Source organism: Levilactobacillus lanxiensis, from assembly GCF_016861655.1.
GTDB classification, from domain to species: domain Bacteria; phylum Bacillota; class Bacilli; order Lactobacillales; family Lactobacillaceae; genus Levilactobacillus; species Levilactobacillus lanxiensis.
In genome coordinates this window covers 18,997-28,618 of sequence record NZ_BOLN01000015.1, presented here as the reverse complement: position 1 = coordinate 28,618, position 9,622 = coordinate 18,997, and the positions used below count along the sequence as shown (strand labels likewise).

Genomic DNA, 9,622 nt, shown 5'->3' with positions numbered 1-9,622 from the left:
TTCCCGCTCAATTTTTTGTTTTAAACGCGCTTGCTGCTCGACTAGTTTTTCATATTGATTAGACATGGAATTTCCCCATCTCGTATGGCTAATGATCTACGGACTTTACCTTTAAAAATTCAGAAAATTGCTTAGCTAAAAGCTTAATCTGATCGTTAGACAAATTAGCATAATCTAAATTGGCTTGACTGATGATTTGTTTACCTAGCCGTTGTTCAATCTTATTTTTTTCGTCCTTAATTTTTTGATTAAGGGCTTTTAATTTAGCTTCGTGTTTTTCTAAGTTACTTTGAGACATAAAGATCCCTCCAATCATATTAGAAATAATCACTGAAACTATATCATATAGGAAACGTTAAGTCAAAGTATAAAAGTTGAAATAGCGAAGCGGAAGGCATACACTAAAAGTAAATTCAGGAGAATCAGCAGACCGAGTGAAACGAGGTCAATGCGCACTTACACATAGAATGAATTCTATGTTGTGCTAACCCCCAAAAACCTGTATTAGAAGTCGCCGATGGCGACAACAAAGTCAAGCCCATATACCCAAAGAAAGGTGGTGACCGACATGGCAATTTTTCATATGAGTTTTAGTAATATTAGTGCTGGAAAAGGACGAAGTGCCATTGCCAGTGCTGCTTATCGAAGTGGTGAAAAATTATTTGATGATAAAGAAGGTCGCCGATATTTCTATGCCCGATCGGTAATGCCAGAAAGCTTTATTTTGACGCCAAAAAATGCACCGGAATGGGCGAATGATAGGGAGAAGTTGTGGAATGAAGTTGAAAAGAAAGATCGTAAATCAAACTCACGGTATGCAAAAGAGTTTAACGTAGCTTTACCGGTAGAATTAAGCGAAGATGAACAGAAAGAATTATTAACTAAATACGTGCAAGATAATTTTGTCGATCAAGGTATGGTAGCTGACGTAGCAATTCATCGTGATCACCCGGATAATCCGCATGCTCATGTGATGTTAACTAATCGGCCCTTTAACCCCGATGGTACTTGGGGATTAAAGGCAAAAACGCAGTACATTAAAGATGAAAATGGAAAGCAACTTCTAACTAAAAGTGGGTTCCCAAAACAAAGAAAAATTTGGTTAGTTGATTGGGATAAAAAGGAAAAAATTAATGAGTGGCGGCATAATTGGGCAACAAGTGTTAATCAGTCTTTAGCACAAAAAAATATTCCCGATCGAATTAGCGAAAAATCATTTGTCGATCAAGAAATTCAAGAGACACCTACCCAACACGAAGGCATTAACAGTCAACGACAAAACAGAAAAGCATTTAATCAACAAGTTAGAGCACAAAGAAGCACTCAAGCTAAGTATCATAATATTAACGAAAAGATCCGAAATCATGAACATTTTGACGCATTAACTGACGAGTTATCATTTTCCGAAAAGCACACGATTAGCCACCTAAGTCAACAACTGAAAACCTATGTCGATTTAGAGCATTTAGACGATAAACAGCGCATGCTGTTTAATTGGAAAAACAGCTTATTAATTAAACATGCCGTTGGTGAAGATGTAACTAAGCAACTGCTGACTATTGACCAGCAAACGACATCACTAGCACAAGCTAATCAGTTGTTAAATAAAGTGGTGGAACGAGCAACTAAAAAATTATATCCAGAACTTGATTTTGAACAGACAACCGCGGCTGAACGACGGGAACTAATTAAAGAGACTAATAGCGAACAAACGATTTTTAAAGGTAGCGAATTGGCAGAACGGTTAGCGGATATTCGAAACGACTTATTAACCCAGCAATTATTGACGTTTACCAAGCGGCCATATACCAGCTGGCAGTTAGTTAATCAGCAAGTCCAGACGATTGAGAAGCAATTAACCACGGTACTAGCCAAACATGGTCACCAGTTAGACGATTTGAAGCATACTGATCGGGGCATGCTAGCCGCTTATGAACCTAACGAACTCGAATTCATTTCTAAAGCGGTGAAAGATTTACAGGTTATGCGGGAAGTTAAAGCCGTGGTGCAAACCCAATATGACAGCATTCTAACGACTGCTTTTCCGGACAGTGACCTCGATAAGCTAGAGACGATTGACAAGGAGCAAATCTATACCGCTGTGGTTTACTATGACCCAGAATTAAAGCCATTAAGCGCCGATGATCTTAGTCAATTACAACAGCAGCCACCGGTAGTCTTTACTAGTCAGCAACACCAAGCCGGTTTAAATTACCTGTTAGGCAAAATTGAATTAAAAGATATTCAGGACCATCGGCTACAACGGGTCTTAAAACATGATGGCACCCGGCAACTGTTTATCGGCGAATGTGGCCAAGATCCTAAGTTGGATCACCAACAAATTGAAATGGTGCAAGCCCATTTGAAACAACAGGCAACCCGGTTTGACCAATATAAGCAAGCTCAAGTTAAGGACTATCAGGCCATTAATTACCACCCAACTAGCCCGAAAAATTACCTGATGAATATTTTGGACGAAGCCTTAATAACCATTTTATATGCGAAAAATACGGACTATCTAAGAAAGCAGCAACTACGTGGACTAAAAGAGACCGAGTGGGAAATGACGAAAAAGCAACGGCAACACCAAACTCGAAACCGGCATGAAGATGGGGGCATGCATTTGTAACCTAAATGTAAAAAAATAAATGGTGTAAGTTACACCTTTTAGTGCTAAACTATGACTAAATTAAGAAAGGAGAACTTACATGTGACAGGCAATCAGGAATGGTACAGCCTAACGCAAGCTAATCATAAGCTGGGGCGTGGCCGAAATTATGTCAGCAACTGGATCAAACGACATCCAGAGTTCCCTGATCAATTTTTGCTTGGTTCAGGTACCAATAAATTAATATCTGATGAAGGGATAGAGTGGGTTAAAAACCACATAAAAAAAGAGGGCGTCCTCGTAAGCAGTGAAGTTGCTAACGGGGATCAGCACCTAGAAATACGCCTTCTAGGTGTTACCCTCCTAATAATCCATTTTACCGGGCGGGTTAGGGGAAAGCTAGTTGTTTAATATTTCTAACCCAACAAACAACATAAGGAGGTGATCCAATGAAAGTAGAAAGCTGGCAAGGCATTAATGGCAAGCTAGTTCATGATGATCAAAAGGCGATTGTGGTTGATGATGACCAAGCATTGACTGATCCAAAACAGTTACAAGCAATTTTAGATCAAGACGGCCAGCCAATCGATGAAGTTCGTCGAGCAATGATTAAGAAGACCATTAAACGTCAGCTAAAAACTCCGCCATTAAAACTTAGGGGCTGGTTTAATCGCCATCAAGACAGTCACAATGCTAAAAAGACTGAAAAATTGGTGAGTGACAAACCGACCCATCAATATAAGCAGATCAAAAACGAAATGACCTTTTTTGGTGAAAGCTTCTTAGAAGGCTTCTTAGGCTTCTATGGCTTAGAAGTTGATAACGCCTTAGGCCGTTACGAACATAATTTGCATGTCTTAGAGACCCAAGAGCTAGGTCAGTCAGAAAAGGAGTATTACTTAGCCACGAGTGAAAATGGCCGCGTTAATTTAGCTACTGACCCATTACCAAGCCAGCAAATTGCCGAGGAGCAATTGGACAAATTCTATCAGCGAGAACCCGAGCAAAACCAGGCAGAACAAGTTCAATTACGGTCATCAGAAGACGAGGGAAAGGAGGAATAACATGAAGTTCAGCAAAGTAAAAGCGCTAGCAACCACTGGAGCTACTGCGATTTATTTAGGGCTGATGAACGCCCAGGTTGTTTTGGCGGCGGACGGCGGCGAAGTTAAAAGCAAGTTAACTCAAGCTGGTAAGACGATTCAAGGTATTTTAACTGGCTTGGTCGTTTTAGTTGGGATTTGTGTCGCGCTATTTATTATTATCAAAAGAATGCCTGACGCAGACGATCCACGAGAGAAATCAGAGGTTTATCACGCGGTTGGTCGGGTGGCTGGTTTAGTGGCCCTAGCGGCAGCGATTATCTGGCTATTACCTTGGGTTTACAGCCTATTCACTTAATTTAAAAAGGAGCCTGCCAAAATGAAGAAAGGAAAAGAATTTATCTTTCCAGAGAACGTAGATAAAGATTATGGGATCTGGAAAGACTATACCTTGAAGGATTTTGGCTATGCGGCGCTGGCAGGACTAGTGGGCTTAATTTTTATTGCGATCCCACCCTATGGCCTGATTTTAGTCCTGATAAAAATAGTGATTGTTGTCTTAGCCATGACGATTGTCATGGCTATTTTAACAATTCGGCCAGTTGCGGTGCGGAAGAATATTAAAGTGCGGGATAACTTTAAGTTGAAACGTCGCTATGCCAATGGTCAGAAACTGTTTTATTTAAAACCGAAGAAGCGAGGCGAACTAAATGCGTTTGAAGAAGAGCAAAACCGCCAATAAAACAGCCAAGCTCGATTGGGATTACCAACCGCCTAAAATCAATGGTGGCAAAGAGACCATTGATGACATGAGCTTGGTGGTGGGTATGTATGGTAATTACGAAGTTACCAAAACGGGTAATCTTGTTGGCATTTTGGAAGTTAGTGGGATCAACCTTGATCTACTTAATGAAACCGAACAACAGGACGTTTTTGAGGACTATGGCGCGTTTCTGATGAGTACCTTAGGTGAAGGCGTTGATGACACGTTACAGTTCTTAGAACCGACGATTCCCGTCAATATGACGGCTTATCTCAATGGTCTCAAACGGCGGTATCTCGCACTACAAAAAGATCACCCGGAGCAACAGTTCAAAATCCAACTCATAGCCAGTTATTTGGACCACTTTACTAAAGTCCAGGAATCCAAAAACATGACAACTAAGCAACACCTGCTAATCGTTAAGGTACCGATTAAAGACAAGAGCGTTAAAAGCTTAAACTTAGCCGTCACTCATTTAGACGAAAAGATCGAACAGGTTAAACGAGACATTGAAAATGCGTTAACGGATTTTGATGTGACGGCCAAAGTTTTGACCAGTCAAGAAGTCCAAGAGATTTTAAAGAACTTAATCAATTTTAATGGATAGGGGGCAACAGTATGAGTTTTGGTGATAAGGTCATTGATTTATTTATGCCAACTAAAAAAGAGCATAACCAAGGCAACAGCGACCAAACGGGTAGTAAGCCCAAACAGGAGGTTGAGGATTTTACCAAACTGATTGATCGCGATAGCTTGCATTCACTATTCCCGTTTAGCTGGGAACAGTACCCCACCTACGTCCAGTCGGGGGAGAATTTTATTCGGGTGTTAGCGATTGCTGACTATCCCAAGCGGGTGTATGGCAACTGGTTATCAGAATTAAAGCGTAAAAAAGGCGTTATCGATATTGTGCAATATATCGACAGCGCCAGTAATAATTCAATGATTACCTATTACAAGAAGACGATTCAAAATAAGGAAGCGCAGAAGTTAAATACGTTCGACCCGTATAAAAAGAAGATTCTGCAAAATTATATTGATTCAGCCAACATGCAACTAGATAAATACCTCGATAATTCTACCACATTTGTCTATCAACATATGCTCATTTATCTGCGGGCCAACAGTTTAGCAGACTTAGATGACTTAACCGAAAACGTTAAGAATACGTTGATTAAACTACAAATGAAGCCCCTAGTGCCCGTTAAAGCGACTTTTCAAGCTTTTTGGTCAACCATGCCAATTAACGAGAACCTTATGGGGGATTACACCTATAAAGAGAGTAATACCGAAGTGGCCAGCAGCATGTTTCCCTTTGATGACGCCGAAATTCTGGACTTAAAGCCGAGAAGTGATATTGAGGGTGTCAACAAAGATACCAACAGCTTAATTGCCGTAGATATGTTGGATCGCAACAAGACCCTAAATCAAAATCAAGTGATTATCGGGACCTCGGGGGTCGGCAAGACCACCTATATGATTCAGAAAATCCTACGCTATGCCATTCAAGACTATCAAATCTACATTATTGATCCAGAAAACGAATATACCAAGATTGTTGAAGCCCTGGGTGGGGCAGTCTTGCACTTAACTTCTAATGCTAAGTACAAAATTAACCCGCTCCAAATTTTCTCCGAAGAAATCCTCAGCGCTGATGAGGCGGTCACGAACCTTGATTTACTAGTCAAAGATAAAATCCAGCGATTAAAGGGGTTCTTTGAAGTCCTTAAAACCGGGATTACCCAAGTTGAACTGGCAATTCTTGATGATGTTGTTAAACAAGCTTACGTCAACAGTGGCGTTTTGAAATACAGCCGCTTGAGAGAAATTAAAGACGATCAGTGGCCGACCTTATCCAATGTTTATGACGAGTTGGAAAAATTGGCTGATAAGGACGCTGACAAATTTGGTCGGGTTAAAGACTTCTACTATATTTTAGGCAGTTATACCCATGGCTCTAACAGCCTATTTGACGGCCACACCAACGTTAACTTAAAAGGGAAAATCATTTCCTTTGATTTAAAACCGCTACAAAGTGAACAGGAAGTCCAATCAGCGGCCTATCTGAATACTTTTCAGTATCTATGGGACGAAATTACCAAAGACCGTCATACTCGCAAAAAGTTATTTGTTGATGAATTTCACTTTTTGACCTTGCACAAAGCGGCCGCAACCTTTTTCCACCAAGCATACAAGCGGTTTAGAAAGTACAATGCCGGAGCCATTGCCGGAACGCAGCAAATTCAAGATGTGATCGAAGGAACAACTGATACCGGTCAAAATATAGGTGAAGCCATTATTGGTAACTCCTATACGAAAGTCTTTTTCGGTTTAGACGGTAAAGGCGTTGATGATGTGATTACTAAGTTGAGAATGACGTTCTCGGATAAAGAAAAGAAATTATTGGAGCGCCGCCGGCAAGGTGAAGCCCTGATGATCTATGGTAGCCAACGCGCCTTTATGTGTGTCGAGTTGACCGAAGAAGAATTGCGGTTAATTGATCCCGAAGCTTACCAAGAAAAATACAACCGTGAGACAGCCATTCAACCGGATTATCAAAAGCGCGTAATCCTGACGCCAAGTGAAATTGACGCCTTGACCACTACCGAAGAGGAAGGAGGGACTTTAAATGAGTAAATCAAATCAGCTATTAAATATCGAGGTCGGCACGTTCAAGCGACAAGGGAACAAGTTAATTCTCGAACTCAATCACAATCAGTTTCGATATGACCAGTTGAGTGAGCTAAACGAATTAAAGCAAGCTGATGCCAATTTTTTGCAGTTGGTTAACGTGGTTGAGCAAGACCAAAAGGTCGTTTTAACTTATACCTTGCCAGATAAGGTCAGATCATTAAAGGAATTACCACATGAGAATAAGGCAATCCGGGCGGCCATTGCGAAAGAAATCATGGCGCAAAAGGTGGTTGCTGATAGCCAGTATCACGTTGCATTGAACCCAGCTAATCTGTGGTATTACCCCATGCAACATGTTTGGTACGCCTATCGCGCCAATGAACTCATGCCTTATGATGACAAACATAGCAATTTAGCCAAATACAAAGCGCTGATTCTATTTTGCTTGACGGGGACGCCCTATGAACGGCTACTAAGCAATCCTAATGAAGCCCTAGCTAAACACCCTGATGACTATTTACAACAAGTAGCTAAAGCTACGTCGTTAAATGAGTTAACGGAAGTGGTTAACAGCATTGAGGACTTTGTAAGTTATCACGAATGGCAGGAAGTTGAAACGGCCCAACAGAAAACCAAACAACGTTTATGGTTGAGCGTGGCCGGAGTGGCGATTGTGGCCGTTTTGGCTGTCGGTTTAGTCCATAAAAGTGACGAACGAAAGTATCAAAGCTTAGCTAACCAGAACCAAGCCCAGGTCACACGATTAAAATATAGCGGCCAAATTCAAACTGCTTTAAATGATCATAAGTGGTCAGAAGCGCAAAAAGATATGCAACGGGCCGGCTACCCTGCAACTAAGCAAGTCAATGTCTTTTTAAAGCATGGTCAGTACCAGCAAGCTTTAAAGGTTGATCCAAGCCAGTTGAATAAGGTTGTCAACATGGCTTATGCCAACAAGGATAGTGGGCAGGTTGCCAAGTGGGAATTGCCAACTAAGGCGACAAGCAAGCAAAAAGACCAGTTGAAACTCGAAAAAGCGATTGTTAATTATGATACCAATACGCTTAATAACCAATTATCCTTTACGACGAACGCTGATGTTTTATTGAGAATGGGACAAGCCTTCCTCGCCCATAACGATACGCAAGACGCCCAGACTGTCCAAACCAAATTAGCCGGCGTGAACAGCCCTAAAGCCAAGTATCTCAAAGCGCTATTAAGTCTCAATTCCGCTAAGAACGAAGTTAGCGACGCGCAAAAGAAGTTAGATGACGCCAACAAGATTGATGGCAGTAAAGATAAGGATAAAGACAAGAAGGTGGATTCAGCCAAGTCGGACTTAAAGAATGCGCAGAGTGACCAATCAGCAGCGCAAAAACAAGTTGATCAGGCCAAGCGCAAAGTGGGTGATTAAATGCAGATATTGTCGCTTGAATATAAGAAAAAGAAGTGGAAGTTGATTGCTTATATTGTGGGCGGTGCCATTCTGCTAATCGTCTTGCTGATTGCCGCGATTACTGGTCAGCTACAAGAAAACAGTTGTGATAACTCAACCACCACAGAGACGCAATTGGATAGTAAGAGCATGACAGAAAATGCCAAAAATATCTATGCGCACTGGAAACAGAAGTATGGCGCCACCCCGCAAGCGGCCGCCGGTATCTTGGGGGTCTTACAACTGGAAAGTCGCCTTGATCCCAATTCGGTTAATTCAAGTTCCGGTGCCACGGGCTTAGCCCAGTGGTTAGGTGGTCGAAAGGATAAGTTGGAAGATTTAGCCCACAAAGAAAACAAACCAGCGACTAATCTCGGCGTGCAGTTGGACTATCTCGATCAAGAATTGAACAGTAGTTACTATGCGTCAAACAAGCAGATTTTTAAGTATACGGACGTGCATAAAGCGACCAAATCTTGGTTAATGGATTACGAGGGTATGAGTAAGAACCCGGAACAATGGTATTTAAGCCAAAGATACGGGTATGCCGATCATTGGTATTCCGTGTTGGGTGCAAGTGATCCCGTGGCCGGTAATACGTTAGATAATGCAAGTTCAGGCGATCTGACCGAACTAGGTTGTGATAGTGACCCGAGCTATTCCGGCGGTAGTATCGTCAAAAATGCGGAAAGTATGAAAGGTGACTTCTACTATGTGCAAACCCACCCCAGCCCCGATTTAGGTAGCGATTTAAAGAACCCTAACAAAACCGGTGGGACGGATTGTTCGGGCTTTGTCTGGTTAGCGCTTAATAAAGCTGGTTACAAGGTACCGGCCAACATGGGCTGGTTTACCGGTACGATGGCAAGTGACGCCAAAGGCAGTCATCAATATCTGAAACAGATCAGTGAAAATGACGCCAAAGCCGGCGATATTGTGATTGTTAATCAAGGTGCCGGGGCCGGGAACAATGGGCACACCGCAATCTTGTTAGACAAGTGGCAAGGGAAAGCCACCAAAATCATTGAGCAAGGTGGTGTCGGCGACAAGGTTAACGAAAGCACATTTGGCACCGCGTTTTATAGCTTATTGAACGGTAGCGATGTGACGTTAGCCCGGCCAATCAAGAAGTAAGGAGG

10 protein-coding genes are annotated in these 9,622 nt (G+C 41.9%); 9 read left to right on the top strand and 1 reads right to left on the bottom strand.

Annotated features, from left to right (window positions below; genetic code table 11):
• Positions 1-88 precede the first annotated feature (88 nt).
• Complete coding sequence (locus tag JUF22_RS13325) at positions 89-316, bottom strand: hypothetical protein (RefSeq protein WP_203647089.1); 228 nt, start codon at positions 314-316, stop codon at positions 89-91.
• Between the two features lie 252 nt (positions 317-568).
• Here JUF22_RS13325 and mobQ point away from each other — a divergent pair, with 252 nt between their 5' ends.
• The 9 genes from mobQ to JUF22_RS13280 are packed head-to-tail and all read left to right on the top strand — an operon-like array spanning position 569 to position 9,617.
• Positions 569-2,629, top strand: a complete 2,061-nt coding sequence (gene mobQ, locus JUF22_RS13320; protein ID WP_203647088.1) for a MobQ family relaxase — start codon at positions 569-571, stop codon at positions 2,627-2,629.
• Positions 2,630-2,680: 51 nt separating this feature from the next.
• The gene (locus tag JUF22_RS13315) at positions 2,681-3,019 is read left to right on the top strand and encodes a hypothetical protein (RefSeq protein WP_011222043.1); all 339 of its coding nucleotides are present in this window, start codon (positions 2,681-2,683) and stop codon (positions 3,017-3,019) included.
• A 38-nt stretch (positions 3,020-3,057) separates the two neighbouring features.
• Positions 3,058-3,672: a hypothetical protein gene (locus JUF22_RS13310; protein WP_203647082.1), complete on the top strand. Its 615-nt coding sequence runs from the start codon at positions 3,058-3,060 to the stop codon at positions 3,670-3,672.
• A gap of 1 nt (position 3,673) precedes the next feature.
• Positions 3,674-4,009 carry a CagC family type IV secretion system protein gene (locus tag JUF22_RS13305; RefSeq protein ID WP_015474618.1) on the top strand — a complete coding sequence of 112 codons (336 nt, stop codon included), beginning with the start codon at positions 3,674-3,676 and terminating at the stop codon, positions 4,007-4,009.
• 21 nt (positions 4,010-4,030) lie between these two features.
• Positions 4,031-4,393: a hypothetical protein gene (locus JUF22_RS13300; RefSeq protein ID WP_061777529.1), complete on the top strand. Its 363-nt coding sequence runs from the start codon at positions 4,031-4,033 to the stop codon at positions 4,391-4,393.
• A complete protein-coding gene (gene trsD, locus JUF22_RS13295; protein WP_046041334.1) occupies positions 4,362-5,021 on the top strand; it encodes a TrsD/TraD family conjugative transfer protein in 660 nt (219 codons plus the stop codon). The genes JUF22_RS13300 and trsD overlap by 32 nt, the downstream gene beginning before the upstream one ends.
• An 11-nt stretch (positions 5,022-5,032) precedes the next feature.
• Complete coding sequence (locus tag JUF22_RS13290) at positions 5,033-7,051, top strand: VirB4 family type IV secretion system protein (protein ID WP_203647080.1); 2,019 nt, start codon at positions 5,033-5,035, stop codon at positions 7,049-7,051.
• Complete coding sequence (locus JUF22_RS13285) at positions 7,044-8,462, top strand: type VII secretion protein EssB/YukC (RefSeq protein WP_203647074.1); 1,419 nt, start codon at positions 7,044-7,046, stop codon at positions 8,460-8,462. The genes JUF22_RS13290 and JUF22_RS13285 overlap by 8 nt, the downstream gene beginning before the upstream one ends.
• Complete coding sequence (locus JUF22_RS13280) at positions 8,463-9,617, top strand: phage tail tip lysozyme (RefSeq protein WP_021349480.1); 1,155 nt, start codon at positions 8,463-8,465, stop codon at positions 9,615-9,617.
• The last annotated feature ends 5 nt before the right edge of the window (positions 9,618-9,622 follow it).